Source organism: Pseudomonas sp. LS44 (genome assembly GCF_024730785.1).
GTDB lineage: Bacteria > Pseudomonadota > Gammaproteobacteria > Pseudomonadales > Pseudomonadaceae > Aquipseudomonas.
In genome coordinates this window covers 3,745,961-3,766,802 of sequence record NZ_CP102830.1, presented here as the reverse complement: position 1 = coordinate 3,766,802, position 20,842 = coordinate 3,745,961, and the positions used below count along the sequence as shown (strand labels likewise).

Below are 20,842 nucleotides of genomic sequence, written 5' to 3'. Positions count from 1 at the left end.
GGCTACCGCTGGGCCGGCACAAAGCACACGGGCCGCCCGAAGGCAGCCCGTGGGGTAACGCGCGATAGCGGCTTAGTGCTTATCCATACCCAGTTTCTTTTCCAGGTAATGGATATTCACGCCGCCTTTGCAGAAGCCCTGGTCACGAACCAGGTCGCGATGCAGCGGGATGTTGGTCTTGATCCCGTCGACCACGATCTCGTCCAGAGCATTGCGCATGCGCGCCATGGCTTCGTCGCGGGTGGCGCCGTAGGTGATCAGCTTGCCGATCAGCGAGTCGTAGTTCGGCGGTACGCTGTAACCGCTGTACAGGTGCGAGTCGACGCGTACGCCATTGCCGCCCGGGGCGTGGAAGTGTTTGACCTTGCCGGGGCACGGCATGAAGGTCGAAGGGTCTTCCGCGTTGATCCGGCATTCCAGCGCGTGACCACGAATCACCACGTCTTCCTGCTTGATCGACAGCTTGTTGCCGGCGGCGATGCTGAGCATTTCCTTGACGATGTCGATCCCGGTAACCATCTCCGATACCGGATGCTCCACCTGCACGCGGGTGTTCATCTCGATGAAGTAGAAGTGACCGTTCTCATAGAGGAATTCGAAGGTGCCGGCGCCGCGGTAGCCGATATCGATGCAGGCTTTAACGCAGCGAGCGAAGACTTCCTGACGGGCGCCTTCATCGATGCCCGGTGCTGGCGCTTCTTCCAAGACCTTCTGGTGGCGACGTTGCAGCGAGCAGTCGCGATCACCGAGATGGATGGCGTTGCCCTGGCCGTCGGACAGTACCTGCACTTCCACGTGACGTGGGTTGGTGAGGAACTTCTCCAGGTAGACCATCGGGTTGCCAAACGCCGCGCCGGCTTCGGTGCGGGTCAGCTTGGCCGACTTGATCAAGTCTTCCTCGGCATGCACCACGCGCATGCCGCGACCGCCGCCGCCGCCAGCGGCTTTGATGATCACCGGATAGCCGACTTCACGGCCAATCGCCAGCGCAGTCTCTTCGTCTTCCGGCAGCGGCCCATCGGAGCCCGGTACGGTCGGCACGCCGGCTTTCTTCATGGCGTCCTTGGCTGACACCTTGTCGCCCATCAGGCGAATGGTCTCGGCTTTCGGGCCGATGAAGGCGAAGCCGGAGTTTTCCACCTGTTCGGCGAAATCGGCGTTCTCGGCAAGGAAGCCGTAACCCGGGTGAATCGCTGTGGCGCCGGTTACTTCGGCGGCGGCGATGATCGCCGGAATGTGCAGGTAGGACTGCGCTCCCGGCGCCGGGCCGATGCACACAGTCTCGTCGGCGAGGCCCAGGTGCATGAGTTCGCGGTCGGCCGTGGAGTACACCGCCACGGTCTTGATGCCCAGTTCCTTGCAGGCACGCAGGATACGCAGGGCGATCTCACCGCGGTTGGCGATCAGTACTTTTTCCAACATCGCAGGCTCTCCGCGCATCAAACGATGGTGAACATCGGCTGGTCGTATTCAACCGGCTGACCATTTTCCACCAGAACTGATTCGATGACACCGCTGGCTTCGGCTTCGATGTGGTTCATCATCTTCATGGCTTCGACGATGCACAGAATGTCGCCTTTCTTCACGCTCTGGCCTACTTCGACGAAGTTGCCCGAGGTCGGCGAGGCGGCGCGGTAGAAGGTACCGACCATCGGCGAACGCACCACGTTGCCGTTCAGCTTGGCCGCCGCCGGAGCAGCGGACTCTGTCGGTGCGGCAGTCGGAGCGGCGACCGGAGCCGGTGCGGCGGCATACACCGGTTGCGGTGCGAACTGCTGCTTGCCGTGGCGGCTGATGCGCACGGACTCTTCGCCTTCGCGAATTTCCAGTTCATCGATACCGGACTCTTCCAGCAGTTCGATCAGTTTTTTGACTTTACGAATATCCATCAAGCATCAACTCCCAAGCTCGGTTCAGGGGGTGTTAGCGGCGTCATTGGAAAACGCTGATCTGTTTTCACGCGACGCCCAGTTGTTCCAGGGCGGCCTCCAGGGCCAGTCGATAACCACTGGCGCCAAGGCCGCAGATCACTCCCACCGCAACGTCGGAGAAGTAGGAGTGATGGCGGAAAGGTTCGCGCTTGTGCACGTTGGACAGGTGCACTTCGATGAATGGGATGCTCACCGCCAGCAACGCGTCACGTAATGCGACGCTGGTATGCGTGAAAGCGGCGGGATTTATCAGGATAAAGTCGACACCTTCGGTCCTGGCGGCGTGAATTCGCTCGATCAGTTCGTACTCGGCGTTGCTCTGTAGATAGAGCAGATGATGGCCGGCTTCGCGAGCACGGCGCTCCAGATCCTGGTTGATTTGCTCGAGCGTAACAGCGCCGTAGACGCCCGGTTCGCGGGTGCCGAGCAAATTGAGATTGGGCCCATGCAGGACCAAAAGCGTGGCCATGAGTTATTTCCTTATCGGGCGAGCTGCAGCGGACTATGCCGGAGACTAGCAAGCGCTGTCCAGTTGCCGGCAGTTGCCGGCACGATGGCAGATGTTTATCGCAAAACGGTTACCGATCGGCGGCTTTCTGTAGGCGTGCACTGAACGCCGCTGCATCGATCTCACCTACGACACGCAAATCACTGCGCTCGTCACCCTTTTCGTCGAACAACAAGACCGCCGGTGGACCGAACAGTTTGTAACGGTCGAGCACGGCGCGTTGTTCGGCGGTGCTGGCGGTGATGTCGAAACGGATCAAGCGATAGCCGGTGAGTTGCGCCTTGATTTGCTCGGTGCCGAACACTTCGCGTTCGATGACCTTGCAGCTGATGCACCAGTCGGCGTACCAGTCGAGCAGCAGCGGCTGGCCGGCAGCCTTGGCCCGCGCCAGGGCGCTGTCCAGCTCACTGGCGCTGTCCAGAGTCACCCATTCGCCGGTGGCCAGGGCGCCGCTCCATGGGCGCAGCGGATCGGAGCCGCCGCGCACCGCGCCGACCGCCGCGCTCACCGCATAACTAAGCAGCAGCGCGGCGGCGAGCAGGCTGACATGCCGGCCGAGGCCCAAACGCAGGCGACCGCGGCGGGCGAGGAAATAGCCGCTGCCGGCAGCCAGCGTCGCCCACAGCGCCAAGGCCAGCGGGCCGGGCAGTACCCGCTCGAGCAGCCACACCGCGACCGCCAGCAGCAAGACGCCGAAGGTGTTGCGCACGGTCAGCAGCCAGTTGCCGGATTTCGGCAGCAAGGCGCCGCCGCCGGTGGCGAACAGCACCAGTGGCGCACCCATGCCAAGGCCCAGGGCGAACAGCTTGAGGCCGCCACCCAGCGCATCACCGCTGGCGCCGATGTAGAGCAGGGCACCCGCCAGCGGCGCCGAGACGCAGGGCGAGACCAGCAGGCTGGAGAGCACGCCGAGCAGCGCTGCACCCCAGAGCGAACCGCCGCGCGCGTTGCCGGCCAGGCGGTCGAGTGGCTCGCTGATCAGGCGCGGCAGGCGCAGCTCGAAGACGCCGAACATGGCCAGGGCAAACACCACGAAGAAGGCCGCGAACGGCACCAGTACCCACGGTGATTGCAGGCGTGCCTGCAGATTCAGCTCGGCGCCGAACACGCCCATCAGCGCCCCGAGCAGAGCGAAGCAGGCGGCCATCGGCAGCACATAGGCGAGCGACAGGCTCAAGCCGCGCAGTCCGCCAACCTGCCCGCGTAACACCACGCCAGACAGGATCGGCAGCATCGGCAGCACGCACGGAGTGAACGTCAGGCCCAGGCCGGCGAGAAAGAACAGTGCCAGCGCATGCCAGGTCCAGGTGCCTTCCTCTGTGCTGCTCGGGCCAGCCGGACTGGGCGGTGCGCCGATATCCAGACGCTCGGTTTCCGGCGGATAGCAGAGGCCTTTGTCGGCGCAGCCCTGGTAGGTCACCTGCAGGTTGATCGGCAGGTTGTAGGGATTGTTCAGCGGCACATCGATATCCAGCACACCGTGATAGACCTCGACGTCGCCGAAATACTGATCGTGCTTGGCTTCGCCCGGCGGCAGCTGCACCGCGCCGCCCGCCAGATCGGTAGGCTCGACGCGGAACTGGAAGCGGTGGCGATACAGGTAGTAGCCCTCGGCGGCGACAAAGCGCAGCTTCAGCGACTGTGGTGTGCTCTGCACCAGGCTCAGGCGAAACGCCTCGCGCACCGGCAAGAAATCGGCGCTGTTGTTCAGTTGCCCGCCCAGCTCCGGGTTGGGACGCTTGTCGAACAGGCCGGCGGCGGCGGGTAGGGCGAGCAGGAGCAGCAGAAGGGGCAGCAGACGACGCATGACGGACTCGATAGGCGTGGACCTGTGCATCATAACCAACTCGTCGCCCGCTATGCCGGCGACGATTCAGCGCATGGACCGGAGGCTAGACGCGGAACGCCTGCACCGCGTGGTGCAATTGCTCGCCCAGTTGCAGTAGGTGGTCGCCTTGCTGGCGGCTCTGGCCAATCCGTTGCAGGTTGTCGTCGCCGAGCAGGTGGATGCGCTCGCTATGGTCGCGAATCTCGCTGACCGCGCCAGTTTGCTGGGCGGTGGCGGCGGCGATCAGTTCGGCCATGCTGGCGATGGTGCGGATCGCCGCGATGATTTCGTCCAGCGCGCCGTCGGCCGCCTGAGCCTGGCGAGTGCTCGACTCGGCATGCTCGACCTGGCTGCGCATGGCGTTCAACGATTGTGTGGCTGCTTGTTGCAGGCGCCCGATCAGCTGCTGGATTTCGCCGGTGGCGCCGCTGGTGCGCTGCGCCAGCGAGCGCACCTCTTCGGCGACCACCGCAAAACCGCGGCCCGTTTCGCCGGCACGCGCCGCCTCAATGGCCGCGTTGAGGGCCAGCAGGTTGGTCTGTTCGGCGATGCTGCGGATCACCGTCAACACCTGGTCGATGGTTTCCGTCTCCGTCGCTAGACGTTCGATGGCCTGGGCGTTGCCTTGTACTTCACCGACTAGCGCATGCAGGCCGCCGAGGCTTTGGCCTATCACCTGCTGGCCCTTTTCCAGGGCGAGGTCGGCATCGCGACTGGCCGCGGCGGCGTGGCTGGCGTTGCCGGCGACTTGCTGGATGGTCGCTTCCAGTTCGCCCAGCGCGTCGCGGATCTGCGCCGTGCCGCCGGCCTGACGCTGGGCGCCGCTGTGTAGGCCGCCGCTCAGATCAGCCAGGCTGCGGCTGCTGCCGGCGACTTGCTCGGCATGCCCGCGCAAGGTGCCGACCAGTTCGACCAGGTACAGGCGCAGGCGGTTGAGCGATGCTTCGATGTCGCGCAACTCGCGGGTACGGGTCGGCAAGTGGATTGGCGCGGCGAAATCGCCGGCGGCCCAGGCCGACAGCGCCGGCACCAGTTGCCTGAGGACTCGTGCGAGCCGCCGTTGGATGCGGTCGATGGTCAGCGCGATCAACAGGATCAGGCCGATGATCAGGCCCTGGAGCAGCTGCACCTCGCGCTGGATGCGCGCGTGTTCGGCGCGCACGGTCGGCTCGCTGGCGAGCAGCGCCTGTTGCAGGGCGTCGACTTTGGCCTCGGTGCTAGCGGCCAACTGGCTGCGCCGCAGGATCAGCTCGCGGGTCCGTGCGAGTTCGGCCGGGTAGCGTTTGAGCAGGCTGGCCAGCTCGCGCTTGAGGGCGATGCCGCGGTCCTCGCGTTGCTCTTCAGCGGCTGCGGCCAGGCCCATCTGGGCGGCGAAGTCGTCGGCGCCGGAGCTGGCTTCATTGGTCAGACCGAGCAGCGGCAGGGCATCCAGGCTGGCAGTTTGCCGGGTGAGGGCGGCTAATTCGCGATCGAGTTCGGCCATGAGCTCGGCGCGCCCACTGCTAACCAGTTTGTCGCGCGCGTGACTGAGGCGTAGCAGGTGCTGGGCGGCGCGCAGCAAGGGCGGGCGATAATCGCCGGCCGCGGTGCCGGTGCTGGCGTCGGCGTACGCGCTGAGCTGTTCGAGGGTGCCGGCGAGGTCGCGCTCGGCTTGGACCAGCAGGCCCTGCGGGTCGCCTGCGAGTTTGCCGGCGGCGAGCAACTCGGTGCTGGCGAATTGGCGCAGGTCCTCGAGGCTGGGTCGCAGGGGGCTGGCCAGGGTTGTCGGCAGTTGATCGAGCTGCGCGGCCAACTCCTCCAGCGCCTGACTGGCGGTGCTGTGGCGCAGGGCATCGCCGCTGGCCAGATAGGCGCCCACGTTGTCGGCGACCTGGCGCTGAAACTGCTGCGACAGGGTCAGGTATTGCGCCATCAGCTGATAGGGCCGCTCGAGGGCGCGCTGCGACCACCAGAGTGTCGCGCCGAGGGCCAGGCAGACACCGAGCAACAGCAGGGTATTGAGATTGGTAAGGGCTTTCAGGCGCATGGGCTTCATCGACGACTAAACGATAAGTCCATGATCTTATTGCGGTTTTGTTGCAGATTCGTGACGCCGGAAGCGGCGTCACGGTCAGTGGGTGTGCGGCTCAGTCCTGATGGACGTTCACCCGGTTACGCCCGCCATGTTTGGCGGCGTAGAGCGCTTCGTCGGCACGCTTGGCCAGGGCCGCACCGTCGACGCCGTCGACCCGCTCGGCGATGCCGCAGCTAAACGTGCAACTCAAGTCCGCCGGGTGCGCGGGGTAATGGATTTCCGCGAAGCGTCGGCGAATCTCATCGAGCAGGCGGGCCGCGCCGGTTGCATCGGTATCGGGCAACACCACGGCGAACTCCTCGCCACCGTAGCGCCCGATCTGATCGGTCTTGCGCAGGCGCTGCTTGAGAAACAGCGCCAGGCTCTTGATCACCCGATCGCCCATCGGGTGGCCGTAGCTGTCGTTGACCTTCTTGAAATGGTCGATATCGAGCATCGCGAAGGACAGTGGCTTGCCATCGCGGCGCGACCGCGAGGTGGCGTCCTCGAGCAATTGCAGGGTGTGCGTGTGGTTGTACAGGCCGGTCAGGCTGTCGCGCACCATGCGCGCCTTGAGGCTGCGCGCGCGGGCGGCACGAGTGCGCACGGTAGCGATCAGGTGCCGCGGCTTGATCGGCTTGGTGAGGAAGTCGTCGCCGGCCTCGCTCATCGCGTCGAGCTGCTTGCTCAGATCATCCTCAGCGGACAGATAGATGATCGGCACGCTGACATAGCGCTCATGCTGGCGGATCACCTTGGCCAGCTCGGTGCCGCTGCAATCGGGCATGTACATGTCGAGGATGATCAGGTCGGGCTGGAATTCGGCCAGTTCGTCCATCGCCCGGATCGGCCCGGTAAGGCTGCGGGTGATGATCCCGGCGCTGTTCAACACGCGCTCGGTGTGCGTCGCCTGGGCGCGCGAGTCGTCGATGACCAGCACGCGGTAAGGGTCGTACTGGGCGACATGGGTGAGGACTTCGATGCGCTCGATCAGGCTCGATGCGTCCAGATTGCCGCTGTAGAACTCCTTGGCGCCGGCGCGCACGGCGGCCAGACGGGTCGGCGTGTCGGCTTCTTCCTGACTGTAAAACAGCAGTGGCAGCTTGTGTTCCAGGCTTTGCTGCAGCGTTTCGGCGAGTTTTAGGCCGCAGTCGGGCCCGGAAAAGTCGACGTCCATGACCACCGCGGCGGGCAGGCGCTCGGCCAATGCCGCCTGAAAGGCCGCGGCGTTGGCCAATGGCTGGGCGATCACGCCGAAGGACTCCATTTGTCGGGTCAGGCGTTCGGCGCGCTCGTGATCCAGCAATGCCAGGTACACCGGCTTGCGCAGCGGTGGCAGAAAGGTTTGTTCGAGTTGATCGCCATGGCGCAGGCCGGTGCGTGACAAACGCTGCATGACCTGGCTCAGCTCGCTGATCAGGTGGCTGCTGAGGCGGCTGTTGTTAGCCAGCACCGCCTGCAGACTGCGGTCAATATCGCTGGCCAGGCGCGCATGTTCGGCCTGCTCGAAGCGTCCGGCATAGCGCAGCAGACGCAGATTGGCCTCGTGCAACTCGGCCATGTCAGCGCTGTTCCACTCACGCTGCTGCAAGCGCTGCCAGACTTCCAGCACTTGCCGCGCCTGGTGGATCACGCGTTGGGCGAAATGGTGTTTAAGGCGGTCGTGGCTGAGATCTTCTGGCTCGGTCATGGCTGACTTCTTATGCAGAGACGTACGAGCTGCGTGGTGGCCTGATGATATCACTGGTCTCCAATCAGTACGATAGTACCGCTAATAACCTGGCGTCAGGTCGTTGACTGATTAATCTTCCGACCATGTTCCCCGCCCAAAGTTTGCCGGGCCGCGCTGCGTATCCTCGCTGGCTTGTCTTATAGTGGCCTGATCTACCGCGTCGACCGATAGTGCCCAGACCGCACGGCACCCCACGGCGAGCCCGCGGTCAGAACTTTGAATTCGCTTTCTTAAGGACAACTGCCATGTTGGATTGGAAGAACCGCGCAAGCAGCGCTCGCGAGCGTACGGCCGATGGCGTCGAAGGCGCCCGCAGCTATTTTGGCGGGCTGTGGAGTCGAGCCCTGGGCGTGCTGATTGGTCTGTACCTGCTGGCAACCCTGGTGGTCGGCTGGTACTGGAGTCAGGAGCCGGATCTCTTCCCGGTGGTGCAGCACAGCAAAGTCGCTGCCGAACAGGCGCAGCGGCAACTGGTGACTGGCTACCTCACCGTGGAAACCCTCAAGGAAGTCGCCAGCACCTTGCTCGACAAGTCCGGCGGCTACCTGTCCAACGATTTGGCGCCGCCCGGTCTGTGGCTGGACAACATGCCCAGCTGGGAATACGGCGTATTGGTGCAGGTGCGCGATCTTACCCGTGCGCTGCGCAAGGACTTCGCCCGCTCGCAATCGCAGTCCACCGAAGACGCCGACCTCGCCAAAGCCGAGCCGCGCTTCAACTTCGACTATAAAAGTTGGGCACTGCCAGCCTCCGAGTCGGAGTACCGCGAGGGCGTGCGTTCGCTGGATCGCTTTCTGGTCCGCCTCAGTGACCCCGCCCAGCACAATGCGCAGTTCTATTCGCGCGCCGATAACCTCAACAACTGGCTCGGCGACGTCGCCACTCGCCTGGGTTCGTTATCACAACGCTTGTCGGCCAGCGTCGGCCGGGTGCGTCTGGATACCGACGTGAACAGCGGCACCAACCTGGCTCCGGGCGAAGTGCCGCAGGTCAGCGAGCAACGCGTCGCCACTCCGTGGCTGCAGATCGACAACGTGTTCTACGAGGCACGCGGCCAGGCCTGGGCCTTGTCGCACATCCTGCGCGCCATCGAGGTGGACTTCGCCGACGTGCTGGCCAAGAAGAACGCCACGGTCAGCGTGCGGCAGATCATCCGCGAACTGGAAGCCGCGCAGGAGCCGCTGTGGAGTCCGATGGTCCTGAATGGCAGCGGCTATGGCCTGCTCGCCAACCACTCGCTGGTGATGGCCAACTACATCTCGCGCGCCAACGCCGCGGTGATCGACCTGCGCCAGCTGCTCAGCCAGGGCTGAGGCGATGGCCCACGCGCCGAACGAGGCGGCTCATCGCGCCGCCTCGGATGCCGAACGGGTGGCCTGGGTCGACGAACACGACCGCCCCTTGGGCGGCGTATCGCGCGCCGAGCTACGCGCCCAGCGCCTGATCGGGCGCGGCACTTACATCCTGCTGTTCAATAGCGCCGGCGAGTTGTGCGTGCACCGACGCATGCTAAGCAAGGCGCTGTATCCCGGTTACTGGGATGTCGCGGCCGGTGGCATGGTCCTGGAGGGTGAGAGCTACGCCGAGTCGGCTGAACGTGAGCTGGCCGAGGAGCTCGGCATCGCCGGCGTCGAACTGGTCGAGCACGCGCACTTTCTCTATGACGCGCCGGAGAGCCGCCTGTGGTGCACCGCCTACTCGGCGGTGTCCGATGCGCCGTTGATTCTACAACCCGAAGAAGTACTCGAAGCGCGCTTCATGACCCTCGACGCAGCCCTCGCCGACACCCAGTGCAGACCCTATTGCCCGGATTCCCTGGCGGCGCTGCAGCGTTATCTGGCGGCAACCCGCACCCCGTAGGTTGGGCTGAGACGCGCAGCGCCGATGCCCAACGGGTGGCAGTGCACGCAACGCCGCTCCACTAGACACCCGCGTTGGGCATCGCTGCGCTCAGCCCAACCTACCCCCAACCTGCGGTTGTGCAGGATTTCCCATCAGCGTCGTGCAACATGCCGAACGGCGTCGCCAATCCGCCGATTAATGGCGCAATTGTGCACTTAGCAGGCGGGGCCTTTGCCGTTACACTGCGCGCCCCGCGCCTTCCCCGGCGTGGCATGCGCTGCCCCTGCCAGAGTGGGGTTTCGCGGTCGGCAAGCGCCGGCCAGTCGCTATCCTGACCAGCCTAAGAGGAAAAGCCGGTGGTCAAGAAAGCTGCGTCGTTTTCCGCCCTTGGCGGACTCGTCTATTCCACCGATAGCGGTCGGCATTGCCCCGACTGCGGCCAGCCGGTGGACGCCTGCATCTGCAAACAGAATCTGCTTCCCGAAGGCGACGGCATCGCTCGTGTGCGCCGCGAGACCAAAGGTCGCGGCGGCAAGACGGTGACCACCGTCAGCGGCGTGCCACTCGCCGAGGAACCGCTCAAAGATCTCGCCAGCGCGCTGAAAAAGCGCTGCGGCTGCGGTGGTTCGCTGAAGGACGGAGTGATTGAGATTCAAGGCGACCATGTCGAGCTGTTGCTAGCCGAGCTGATCAAACGCGGCTTCAAAGCCAAGAAATCCGGCGGCTGAACAGGCCGGTTGCGCTCGCCCTTCTAAACTTCGTTGCAGCGTTGGGGTCGACTCCCCAGCGATTGTCATTTGCGTCGGTCACTCTGCCCATGCAGGCGGCGCCATTTTATTTTTCGACAGGGGTACTCAATGTCCGTACGACGCACACGCAAAGATGACGGCAGCCAATGGACAGTCGCGGACAGCCGCAGCGTCTACGGCATCCGCCACTGGGGCGCCGGCTATTTCGCGATCAGCGACAGCGGTCGCGTCGAGGTCCGCCCGAACGGTCCGGCCAGCGCGCCGATCGACCTGTTCGCGCAAGTCGATGAACTGCGCCAGAGCGGCCTGTCGCTGCCGCTGCTGGTGCGCTTCCCGGACATCCTGCAGGACCGCGTGCGCAAACTGACCGGCGCCTTCGACGCCAACATCGAGCGCCTCGAATACCAGAGCCGCTACACCGCGCTGTACCCGATCAAGGTCAACCAGCAGGAAGCGGTGGTGGAAAACATCATCGCCACCCAGGACGTCTCGATCGGCCTCGAAGCCGGCTCCAAGCCCGAACTGATGGCCGTGCTGGCGCTGGCGCCGAAGGGCGGCACCATCGTCTGCAACGGCTACAAGGACCGCGAGTTCATCAAGCTGGCGCTGATGGGCCAGAAGCTCGGCCACAACGTGTTCATCGTCATCGAGAAAGAGTCCGAGGTGCAGCTGGTGATCGAGGAGGCGGCCGAGCTCAAGGTCGCCCCGCAGATCGGCCTGCGCGTGCGCTTGTCCTCGCTGGCCTCGAGCAAGTGGGCCGACACCGGCGGCGAGAAGTCCAAGTTCGGCCTGTCTGCCGCGCAGCTGCTCTCGGTGGTCGAGCGCTTCCGCGCCGCCGGCTTGGATCAGGGCATTCGCCTGCTGCACTTTCACATGGGCTCGCAGATCGCCAACCTGGCCGACTACCAGCACGGTTTCAAGGAAGCCATCCGCTACTACGGCGAACTGCGCGGCCTCGGCCTGCCGGTCGACCATATCGACGTCGGCGGCGGCCTGGGCGTGGATTACGACGGCACCCATTCACGCAACGCCAGCTCGATCAACTACGACATGGACGATTACGCCGGCGTAGTGGTCGGCATGCTCAAGGAGTTTTGCGACGCGCAGGGCCTGCCGCATCCACACATCTTCTCCGAGAGTGGCCGCTCGCTGACCGCCCACCACGCGGTGTTGATCGTGCAGGTCACCGACGTCGAGAAGCACAACGACGAGACGCCGGTGATCGACAACCTTGAGAGCCTGCCGGAAACCGTGCGCTGGCTCGCCGAGCTGCTCGGCCCGACCGATATCGAGATGGTCACCGAGACCTACTGGCGGGCCACCCACTACATGAGCGATGTCGCTGCGCAGTACGCCGACGGCAAGCTCAGCCTGACCGAGAAGGCGCTCGCCGAGCAGTGCTACTTCGCCGTCTGCCGGCGCCTGCATACCTCGCTAAAGGCCCGTCAGCGTTCGCATCGCGCGGTGCTCGACGAGCTCAACGACAAGCTCGCCGACAAGTACATCTGCAACTTCTCGGTGTTCCAGAGCCTGCCGGACACCTGGGCGATCGGCCAGATCCTGCCGATCCTGCCGCTCAATCGCCTCGACGAGGAGCCGCTGCGCCGCGCCGTGCTGCAGGACCTGACCTGCGACTCGGACGGCAAGATTCGCCAGTATGTCGACGAGCAGAGCATCGAGACCAGCCTGCCGGTGCACGAAGTGCGCGAGGGCGAGGATTACCTGCTCGGCGTATTCCTGGTCGGCGCCTATCAGGAAATCCTCGGCGACATGCACAACCTGTTCGGCGACACCGACTCGGTGAACCTCTACCAGAACCCGGACGGCAGCGTGTACCACGCCGGCATCGAGACCCACGACACCATCGAGGACATGCTGCGCTACGTGCACCTGTCGCCCGAGGAGCTGATGACGCATTACCGCGACAAGGTCGCCAGCGCCAAGATCAGCGTCCGCGAGCGCACCCAGTTCCTCGACGCCCTGCGTCTGGGGCTGACCCGCTCGTCGTACCTGTCGTCCTGAGTCGCGCCACGAAAAAAAGCCCGCTCTATTGAGCGGGCTTTTTTATGCGTGGCCTGAGGGCGTAGCCCGGATGCAATCCGGGACACAGAGTCGCCGGTATCCCGGATTGCATCCGGCTACGGATCTCAGCCGCCGATGACTCCATAGCCGCGCGTCATCAACACCGCCAGCAGCGGGATGATCAGCAGCAGCAACAGCTCCAGGCGGATGGTCATGATCACCAGTTTGGCGCGCCCGGCGCTGATCACCGGCGGTTGCCCGGCGAGCAGGCTATTGCGCCAGTTGAGGAAGGTGAAGGTCGGCAGAATCGAGATCAGACCGACCAGAATGAACAGCCCGAGCTTGGCGTGGAACAAGTAGTTCTGCAGGTAATAATCGACGCCCTTGGCGTACCACAGCACCCGCGCAAACCCGGTGAGCAAGACCACCCCGGCGGTGGCGCCATAGGCGATATCGATGCGGATCAGGCTACGTGCGCGCTGCACGTCCTGCAGTGCCGTCTTGAACAGCACATGCTCGGTGGTCAGAAGCGCGAACAGCACGAAGATCGAAATGAAGTGCAGATAGGCGGTGATGGCTTGGCCCATGGAAGCTCCTTGTTGTCATTCTGGTTCGCTGGCATGGGCCGCACGGTTGCGGCCCCGCTGCTTGGCACGGTACCGCGCGTGGTCGGCGCATTCCAGCATGTCGCTCTGGGTTTCACTGGAAGTCGCTAGCGTGATGTCGAGGCTGATGATCGGCTGTCTGTCCCGGACGCTCCTTTAGCGCGGCCGGGGGAACCAGGCATCGTCTCGACTCAGGCGCCAGGCGAAGCTGCCCAGGCTGAGGCCGCGAATCAGCATAAAACATAGAAACGCCAGCCACAGACCATGATTGCCCAAACCCTGCAGCAGCCAGCCAATCGGCAGGGCCAGCGCCACGGCGATGAGCATCGCATCGCGCATCTCGCGGGCCCGGGTGGCGCCGATGAACAGCCCGTCGAGCATAAAACTCCACACCGCCACCAGCGGCAATGCCGCCAGATACGGCAGATAGACGTAGGCCACCCGGCGCACGTCGGCGATATCGCTTTGCAGGTCGATGAACAGCCGCCCGCCCAAGCCGAACAGCAGGGCAAAGCCGAGGCTGCCTAGCAGCGACCAGAGCCCGGCGACCAGCAGCGAGCGGCGCAGCGCCAGGCGGTCGCGGGCGCCGATGGCGTGGCCGCATAACGCCTCCATGGCGTGGGCCAGCCCGTCCAGGGCATAGGAGATGATCAGCAAGCCATTGAGCAGCAGCGCGTTGGCCGCCACCGTCGCATCGCCGAGGCGCGCGCCCTGCACCGTGAGCAGGAAGAACACCGCCTGCAGGGCCAGCGAGCGGATGAAGATGTCGCGGTTGACCGCCAGCAGCGGGCGCCAACTGGCCCACTGGTGCAGCGCCGGCCAGTTCAGGCGGCCGGCATAGCGGCGCAGCGCGCCACGACTCAGGGCCAAGCCGAGCAGCGCACCGCTCCACTCGGCGAGCACTGCGGCCCGTGCCGCGCCGGGCACGCCCCACTCCAGGCCGAGGACGAACCACAGCGACAGCCCGGCATTCAGCAGATTGGTGGTCAGCATGATCGCCAGTGGTGCGCGGGCATTCTGGTTGCCGAGGAACCAGCCGATCAGCGCGTAGTTGGCCAGGGTCGCCGGCAGACCGAACAGGCGGGTATGGAAGAACTCGCGCGTCAGCTGGTCGAGTTGGCTCGAGGGGTTCATCAGGCTCAGGGCGAAATCGCTGAACGGCACCGCCAGCAGGCCGAGCAGCAGGGCCAGGCCGAGCGCCAGCAGCAGGCCTTGCAGGAGAATCTGCCGTAGAGCTCCGCCATCTTTGCGGCCGGCCGCCTGTGCGGCGAAGCCGGTGGTGCCCATGCGCAGGAAGCCGAGCGTGCCGGCGATCAGCGTATAGAGCATGCCGCCGACCGCCACCGCGCCGAGTTGATGGGCGTGCGGCAGATGGCCGACCACCGCGCTGTCGACCAGCGACACCAGCGGAATCGACAGATTGGAGAGAATCATCGGCAGCGCCAACGCCCACACTTTGCGATGGGTTGGCTGGTGCCGCCAGGCGTCTTGGATCGAGGACATGCGCAACTCCCGGCGAGGGTGCCAGTGTAGCGGGGCGACTGTGACGACCCCAAATGAGGCAAACGCGTAGGGCGTACTCGCGCAGCAGTACACATGTGGCTGGCGTGGCGGACTGTTCGCTGCACTCCTGAGCTCGGTAGGGTGGAAAACCGCGCAGCGTTTTCCACCAGCGGCGCGGTGGATGTGCACAGGGACATCCTACGAGCTGATCGGTTAGCGCTTTTGTCCCCTCTCCCGTTTACGGGAGAGGGTTAGGGAGAGGGCGAGCGGCCTTTTCCCCTCTCCCCCGGCCCCTCTCCCACCAGTGGGAGAGGGGGGAGTCCATATACGGATTGCATCCTGGCTACACCATTCCAGCCCAGCGGTCTGCACCACGCATCGCGCTAACGGGCTTTGCCAGACGGCGCCCGCCAACCCCCTCGGCTATAGTTCCCAACCTCCACACCACCCATTCCGGGAGCTTGTCATGCCGTACAAGGGATTGTTGCTGGCCGTTGCGCTCGTCCTTGTGAGCGCTTGCGATTCGTCCACCCCCGAGGCGCCGAAAACCGCCGCGCCGTCGGATGCCGCAACCTCGGTTGGCGCAACCTCGGCTGGCGGGCAGGCCACGCCGCACGCACCGGTCGATGCCAAGGCTCTGGCGCAGCGCTACGCCGGGCGCGAGCTGGAGGTGATCGACGTCTCGGAAGTCCAGCTCGACGGTGCCAGCGTGCTGTCGGTGAGCGTCTCGGTGCCGCTCGATCCCGAGCAGAACTTCGCCGACAAGCTGCATCTGGTAGACAGCAAGAGTGGCAAGGTCGACGGTGCCTGGGAGCTGACCGACAACCTCATGGAGTTGCGTCTGCGTCACCTCGAGCCGCAGCGCAAACTGGTGCTGACCGTCGATGCCGGTCTGCGCGCCATTAACGATGCGACCCTGGCCAAGGAGTTCATCAGCCAGCTGCAGACCCGCGATCTGCAAGCCACGGTGGGCTTCGCCAGTCGCGGCTCGCTGCTGCCGACCCGCCTGGCCGAGGGCCTGCCGGTGATTGCCCTGAACGTCGACAAGGTCAACGTCGAATTCTTCCGCATCAAGCCCGAAGCGCTGCCGGCGTTCCTCAGCAAGTGGGGGCGCAACTCCAGCCTCGACAACTGGGAAGCGCGCGAGCTGCTGCCCTTGGCCGACCTGGTGTACGGCGGCCGCTTCGACTTGAAACCGGCACGCAACACCCGGGAAACCCTGCTGCTGCCGATCGCCGGCCTTGAGCCGTTCAAGCAGCCCGGCGTGTACCTGGCGGTCATGCGCGAAGCCGGCAGCTACGGTTACTCGCAGCCGGCGACGTTGTTTACCCTGAGCGACATCGGCCTGTCCGCGCACCGCTCGCGCGATCGTCTGGACGTGTTCACCCAGGCGTTGGAAGGCGGTAAGGCGCTCGCGGCGGTCGAGCTGGAAATCCTCGATGGCGAAGGCCGGGTGGTCGGCGAGGGCAAGACCGACAGCGACGGCCACGCCGAGCTGGCCTTGCCGGCCAAAGCCGAAGTGCTGCTGGCCCGCGAAGACGAGCAGACCAGTCTGCTGCGCCTCAATGCGGCGGCCTTGGATCTCACCGAGTTCGATATCGCCGGGGCGCAGGCGCATCCGTTGCAGTTCTTCGTGTTCGGCCCGCGCGACCTGTATCGCCCCGGCGAGACGGTGCTGCTCAACGCCCTGCTGCGCGATGCCGACGGCCGCGCGGTGCCGGCCCAGCCGGTGAATGTCGAAGTGCGCCGCCCGGACGAACAGGTCAGCCGAAAATTCGTCTGGGAAGCGGGCGAGGACGGCCTCTACCAATACCAGTTGGAACTGGCCGGCGAGGCGCCGACCGGGCGCTGGCAGCTGCTCTTCGATCTCGGCGACGGCAAGCCGCAGCTGTATGAATTCCTCGTCGAGGATTTCCTTCCCGAGCGCCTGGCCCTGGAACTCAAGGGCCGCGACACGCCGTTCGCGCCGACCGACAACCCGCAGTTCAGCGTCAATGGCCGCTACCTGTACGGCGCCCCGGCGGCCGGCAATCGCCTCAGCGGCCAGCTCTATGTGCGCCCGCTGCGCGAGGCGGTGCCAAGCCTGCCGGGCTATCAGTTCGGTTCGGTGACCGAAGAAGAGTTGAGCCAGGATTTCGATCTCGACGAAACCACCCTGGATGCCGAAGGCAAGGCCAGCTTGGACGTCGAGAGTCGCTGGAAAGAGGCCAAGTCGCCGCTCAAGCTGATCCTCCAGGCCAGCCTGCAGGAGTCCGGCGGTCGGCCGATCACCCGGCGCATCGTACAGCCGGTGTGGCCGGCCGAGCGCTTGCCGGGTGTGCGCGGCTTGTTCGACGGCGAGAGCGTCGACGCCGACGGCCTCGCCGAGTTCGAACTGCTGGTCGCCGACCCCGCCGGTCACAAACTGGCCGCCGACAACCTCAAGGTGCGGCTGGTGCGCGAGCGCCGTGACTACTACTGGAATTACTCGGAAAGCGACGGCTGGAGTTACCACTACAACGCGAAATTCCTCCAGCTCAGCGAGGAGGCCATCACGGTCGCCGAGGGCAGCACCGCCAAGGTCAGCTTTCCGGTCGAGTGGGGCCCGTATCGCATCGAGGTGGAAGACCCGCAGACCGGCATGCTCAGCAGCCTGCGCTTCTGGGCTGGTTATCGCTGGCAGGACAACGCCGAGGGCGGCGCGGTGCGGCCCGATCAGGTCAAGCTGGCGCTCGACAAGCCGGCCTACGCCGAGGGCGACACCGCCCAGGTGACCATCACCCCGCCGGCGGCCGGCAACGGTTATCTGTTGGTGGAATCCAGCGACGGGCCGCTGTGGTGGCAAGCCATTGAGGTACCGGCCGAGGGCAAGAGTTTCGCTATCCCGATCGCCAAGGAGTGGGCGCGGCATGACCTGTATGTCAGCGCGCTGGTGATTCGCCCCGGCGAGCGCAAGGCCAACGCCACCCCCAAGCGCGCGGTCGGCCTGCTGCATCTGCCGCTGGAACGGGCGCCGCGCAAACTGGCGCTGAGCCTGCTGGCGCCGGAGAAGATACGTCCGAATCAGCCGCTCAGCGTGCGCGTGCAAGCCAAGAATGCTGACGGCAGCCCGGCCAAGCAGGTGCAAGTGCTGGTCGCTGCGGTGGATGTCGGCATCCTAAACATCACTGAGTACAAGACGCCCGATCCGTTCGCCAGCCTGTTCGGCCGCAAGGCGTATGGCGTCGATCAACTGGATGTCTACGGCCAGTTGATCGAAGCCGGGCAGGGGCGCTTGGCGAGTCTGGCGTTCGGCGGCGATGCGGCGCTGGCCGGCGGTGGCAAGCGCCCGGAAACCAGCGTGACGATTGTCGCCCTGCAGAGTCAGGCGCTGCAGCTGGACGAGCAGGGCGAGGGCGAAGTCAGGCTGAATATCCCCGACTTCAACGGCGAGCTGCGCCTGATGGCCCAGGCCTGGAGTGACGAGCGCTACGGCGTGGCCGAGGCCAAGACGGTGGTCGCCGCGCCGCTGATTGCCGAGCTGTCGACCCCGCGCTTCCTCGCTGGGGGCGACGAAACCACCCTGGCGCTGGACCTCAGCAACCTCACCGAGCAAACCCAGCAACTCGACGTGCAATTGAGCACCGAAGGCCAGCTGGATCTCAGCCAGAGCAACGCCGGGCAAAGTGTGCCGCTGCAACTCGCCAAGGGGCAGCGCACCACGCTGCGCATCCCGGTGCGCGCGCTGGGCGGCTATGGCCAGGGCAAGCTCAAGGTGCTGGTGCAGGGCCTGCAGCTGCCGGGGGAAACCCTGCCGGCCTACAACCGCGAGTGGACCCTGGGCATTCGTCCGGCCTATCCGGCATTGGTGAAGAGCTTCCGCGCGGTGCTCAAGGATCAACCCTGGAGCCTGCCGAGCGGCACCTTGAGTGCCTTCGAGGCGCCGGGTCGCGAAGCCTTGCTGGAGCTGTCCAGCCGTCCGCCGTTGAACCTCGCCGAACAGATCCGCGCGCTCAAGGCTTATCCGTATGGCTGCGCCGAGCAGACCACCAGCGGCCTGTATCCCTCGCTGTATGCCGATGCGACCAGCCTGCAACGCCTCGGCCTGGTCGGCGAACCGGATGCACAGCGGCGTAAGGCGATTGAAATAGGTATCGAACGGCTGCTCGGCATGCAGCGGCACAATGGCAGCTTCGCCCTGTGGAATGCCGACGGCGCGGAAGAATACTGGCTGACCGCCTATGTCACGGATTTCCTCCTGCGTGCCCGTGAACAGGGCTTCGGTGTGCCGCCCGAGGCGTTGAAGAAAGCCAACCAACGGCTGCTGCGCTATCTGCAGGAGCGCAACCTGATCGACATCGACTACAGCGATAACGCCGCGCACAGCCGCTTCGCCGTGCAGGCCTACGCTGGCTATGTGTTGGCGCGCAGCCAGCAGGCGCCGCTCGGTGCCTTGCGTAGCCTGTACGAGCGGCGCGCCGATGCGCGTTCCGGTCTGCCGCTGGTGCAATTGGCGGTGGCACTCAAGCTGATGGGCGATCAGCCGCGCGCCGACGACGCGTTGGCCGCCGGCCTGGCGCGGGAGCGTGAGAACGATCAGTGGTTGTCCGACTATGGCAGTCCCCTGCGCGATCAGGCGCTGATTCTCGCCCTGCTCGAGGAGCATGATCTCGCCGCCGTCAGCCGTGAGGAAAGGCTGTTCAAGCTGGCCGATGAGTTGGCTAGCCGCGACTACCTGTCGACCCAGGAGCGCAACGCGCTCTTTCTCGCCGGTCGCGACCTGCTCGGCAAGCCGGAACGCGACTGGAGCGCCGAGTTGAGCGTGGCCGGGCAAGCCTGCCCCCTCAGCAACACCGCGCCGGGCCTGAAGCTGGAAGGCGCGACCCTCGACGAACCGCTCGGCGTGCGCAATTTGGGCAGCGAAACGCTGTACCAGCGGCTGACGATTTCCGGCTACCCGAGCAGCGCGCCGAGTGCTGGCGGCGAGAACCTGTCGATCCAGCGCGACTACCTGGGCATGAATGGCGAACCGCTGAACTTGGAGGCCGTGAAGAGTGGTGAGCTGGTTCTCGTGCATCTGGCTATCCAGGCCAAACAACGGGTGCCGGATGCGCTGGTGGTCGACCTGCTGCCGGCCGGCCTGGAGCTGGAAAACCAGAACCTGGCGAGCAGCGCGGCGAGCCTGCAAGACGCCAGCGGCGCGGTGAAGGAGTGGCTGAAAGCGATGCAGAACGCCTCGCCCAAACATCAGGAGTTCCGTGGCGACCGCTACGTCGCGGCCCTGGACGTGGGCGGCCATAGCACCACTCATCTGCTCTACCTGGCCCGCGCGGTGACCCCGGGCATCTATCGCGTGCCGCCGCCGCAGGTGGAATCGATGTACCGGCCGCAATGGCAGGCGCTAGGGGATGCGCCTGAGCGAATGGTGGTGAAGGGGCACTAGCTGCAGAGCACCCTCTCCCCAGCCCTCTCGACTAGGCGTCCCCCCATGAATGGGAGAGGGGACGGATCGAGGAGGGTCGAAATATCCGGTCTCTGGGAGAGAGGCAGTCGTGACGCGTTAGGACATCCACCTGCGGACTTCATTTCACGCCCCTCTCCCGTTCACGGGAGAGGGGCTGGGGGAGAGGGCAGGCAGACTATCGGGGCAAGGAGGCCCATCCATGACATTGCGAGACAACGCCAAACGCCTGCGTAGCGAAATGACCGAGGCTGAAATGCGCCTCTGGTATTACCTGCGTGGCCATCGCTTCCTCGGCTTGAAATTCAAGCGCCAGAAACCGTTGGGCCCGTACATCGTCGACTTCGTTTGTCTGGAGTGCCGACTGATCATCGAACTGGACGGCAGCAAGCACCAGCAGCAGGTGGAGCAGGATCGGGTTCGAGACCGCCATTTTCAGCAGCGCGGCTTTCGGGTACTGCGTTTCTGGAATCATGAGATGCTGGCTGAAACGGAAGCCGTCCTTGAAGCGATACGCCTGGCTGTCGACCCTCTCCCCAGCCCTCTCCCATGAATGGGAGAGGGAGCAGATCGAGAAGGGTCGGATAAATCCTTCTGCGGTTCACTCTTTCCGTTTCCGCGAAGTAAGCAGTTCATGAAGTGTTGGGAAA

At 65.0% G+C, this 20,842-nt stretch carries 14 protein-coding genes; 6 read left to right on the top strand and 8 right to left on the bottom strand.

Features of this window, described 5'->3' with window-relative positions; translation table 11 throughout:
• Positions 1 to 72: 72 nt before the first annotated feature.
• The 6 genes from accC to NVV93_RS16840 form a co-directional block, all read right to left on the bottom strand.
• Complete coding sequence (gene accC / locus NVV93_RS16865; RefSeq protein WP_258251791.1) at positions 73 to 1,422, bottom strand: acetyl-CoA carboxylase biotin carboxylase subunit; 1,350 nt, start codon at positions 1,420 to 1,422, stop codon at positions 73 to 75.
• A 17-nt stretch (positions 1,423 to 1,439) separates the two neighbouring features.
• Positions 1,440 to 1,889, bottom strand: a complete 450-nt coding sequence (gene accB / locus NVV93_RS16860) for an acetyl-CoA carboxylase biotin carboxyl carrier protein (protein ID WP_258251790.1) — start codon at positions 1,887 to 1,889, stop codon at positions 1,440 to 1,442.
• Between the two features lie 67 nt (positions 1,890 to 1,956).
• Complete coding sequence (gene aroQ, locus NVV93_RS16855; protein ID WP_258251789.1) at positions 1,957 to 2,400, bottom strand: type II 3-dehydroquinate dehydratase; 444 nt, start codon at positions 2,398 to 2,400, stop codon at positions 1,957 to 1,959.
• 109 nt (positions 2,401 to 2,509) lie between these two features.
• Positions 2,510 to 4,246, bottom strand: a complete 1,737-nt coding sequence (locus tag NVV93_RS16850) for a protein-disulfide reductase DsbD (RefSeq protein WP_258251788.1) — start codon at positions 4,244 to 4,246, stop codon at positions 2,510 to 2,512.
• An 85-nt stretch (positions 4,247 to 4,331) separates the two neighbouring features.
• Positions 4,332 to 5,630, bottom strand: coding sequence for a methyl-accepting chemotaxis protein (locus NVV93_RS16845; RefSeq protein ID WP_375162936.1), 1,299 nt, complete (start codon positions 5,628 to 5,630; stop codon positions 4,332 to 4,334).
• 763 nt (positions 5,631 to 6,393) lie between these two features.
• Positions 6,394 to 8,010: a PleD family two-component system response regulator gene (locus NVV93_RS16840; protein ID WP_258251786.1), complete on the bottom strand. Its 1,617-nt coding sequence runs from the start codon at positions 8,008 to 8,010 to the stop codon at positions 6,394 to 6,396.
• Positions 8,011 to 8,297: 287 nt separating this feature from the next.
• Here NVV93_RS16840 and NVV93_RS16835 point away from each other — a divergent pair, with 287 nt between their 5' ends.
• The 4 genes from NVV93_RS16835 to speA all read left to right on the top strand — a co-directional run bounded on the left by NVV93_RS16835 (position 8,298) and on the right by speA (position 12,665).
• Complete coding sequence (locus tag NVV93_RS16835; RefSeq protein ID WP_258251785.1) at positions 8,298 to 9,365, top strand: DUF2333 family protein; 1,068 nt, start codon at positions 8,298 to 8,300, stop codon at positions 9,363 to 9,365.
• A 4-nt stretch (positions 9,366 to 9,369) separates the two neighbouring features.
• Entirely contained in the window at positions 9,370 to 9,912 is a 543-nt protein-coding gene (locus tag NVV93_RS16830) for an NUDIX hydrolase (RefSeq protein WP_258251784.1), read from the top strand.
• Positions 9,913 to 10,250: 338 nt separating this feature from the next.
• On the top strand, positions 10,251 to 10,622 hold the full coding sequence (locus tag NVV93_RS16825; protein WP_258251783.1) for a translation initiation factor Sui1: 372 nt from the start codon (positions 10,251 to 10,253) through the stop codon (positions 10,620 to 10,622).
• Positions 10,623 to 10,751: 129 nt separating this feature from the next.
• On the top strand, positions 10,752 to 12,665 hold the full coding sequence (gene speA, locus NVV93_RS16820) for an arginine decarboxylase (protein WP_258251782.1): 1,914 nt from the start codon (positions 10,752 to 10,754) through the stop codon (positions 12,663 to 12,665).
• Between the two features lie 125 nt (positions 12,666 to 12,790).
• On the opposite strand, the gene NVV93_RS16815 is transcribed toward speA, so the two are convergent.
• The gene (locus NVV93_RS16815; protein WP_258251781.1) at positions 12,791 to 13,252 is read right to left on the bottom strand and encodes a DUF2214 family protein; all 462 of its coding nucleotides are present in this window, start codon (positions 13,250 to 13,252) and stop codon (positions 12,791 to 12,793) included.
• 174 nt (positions 13,253 to 13,426) lie between these two features.
• Entirely contained in the window at positions 13,427 to 14,773 is a 1,347-nt protein-coding gene (locus NVV93_RS16810) for an MATE family efflux transporter (protein ID WP_258251780.1), read from the bottom strand.
• A gap of 466 nt (positions 14,774 to 15,239) precedes the next feature.
• Between NVV93_RS16810 and NVV93_RS16805 the strand changes: the two genes are divergently transcribed.
• Entirely contained in the window at positions 15,240 to 20,174 is a 4,935-nt protein-coding gene (locus tag NVV93_RS16805; RefSeq protein WP_258251779.1) for an alpha-2-macroglobulin, read from the top strand.
• A 220-nt stretch (positions 20,175 to 20,394) separates the two neighbouring features.
• A complete protein-coding gene (locus NVV93_RS16800) occupies positions 20,395 to 20,745 on the top strand; it encodes an endonuclease domain-containing protein (RefSeq protein WP_258251778.1) in 351 nt (116 codons plus the stop codon).
• The last annotated feature ends 97 nt before the right edge of the window (positions 20,746 to 20,842 follow it).

Excerpts from the sequence above, each read along its gene's own strand:
- accC (WP_258251791.1), bottom strand. The coding sequence starts at position 1,422 with ATGTTGGAAAAAGTACTGATCGCCAACCGCGGTGAGATCGCCCTGCGT.
- accB (WP_258251790.1), bottom strand. The coding sequence starts at position 1,889 with ATGGATATTCGTAAAGTCAAAAAACTGATCGAACTGCTGGAAGAGTCC.
- aroQ (WP_258251789.1), bottom strand. The coding sequence starts at position 2,400 with ATGGCCACGCTTTTGGTCCTGCATGGGCCCAATCTCAATTTGCTCGGC.
- NVV93_RS16850 (WP_258251788.1), bottom strand. The coding sequence starts at position 4,246 with ATGCGTCGTCTGCTGCCCCTTCTGCTGCTCCTGCTCGCCCTACCCGCC.
- NVV93_RS16845 (WP_375162936.1), bottom strand. The coding sequence starts at position 5,630 with ATGGGCCTGGCCGCAGCCGCTGAAGAGCAACGCGAGGACCGCGGCATC.
- NVV93_RS16840 (WP_258251786.1), bottom strand. The coding sequence starts at position 8,010 with ATGACCGAGCCAGAAGATCTCAGCCACGACCGCCTTAAACACCATTTC.
- NVV93_RS16835 (WP_258251785.1), top strand. The coding sequence starts at position 8,298 with ATGTTGGATTGGAAGAACCGCGCAAGCAGCGCTCGCGAGCGTACGGCC.
- NVV93_RS16830 (WP_258251784.1), top strand. The coding sequence starts at position 9,370 with ATGGCCCACGCGCCGAACGAGGCGGCTCATCGCGCCGCCTCGGATGCC.
- speA (WP_258251782.1), top strand. The coding sequence starts at position 10,752 with ATGTCCGTACGACGCACACGCAAAGATGACGGCAGCCAATGGACAGTC.
- NVV93_RS16815 (WP_258251781.1), bottom strand. The coding sequence starts at position 13,252 with ATGGGCCAAGCCATCACCGCCTATCTGCACTTCATTTCGATCTTCGTG.
- NVV93_RS16810 (WP_258251780.1), bottom strand. The coding sequence starts at position 14,773 with ATGTCCTCGATCCAAGACGCCTGGCGGCACCAGCCAACCCATCGCAAA.
- NVV93_RS16805 (WP_258251779.1), top strand. The coding sequence starts at position 15,240 with ATGCCGTACAAGGGATTGTTGCTGGCCGTTGCGCTCGTCCTTGTGAGC.
- NVV93_RS16800 (WP_258251778.1), top strand. The coding sequence starts at position 20,395 with ATGACATTGCGAGACAACGCCAAACGCCTGCGTAGCGAAATGACCGAG.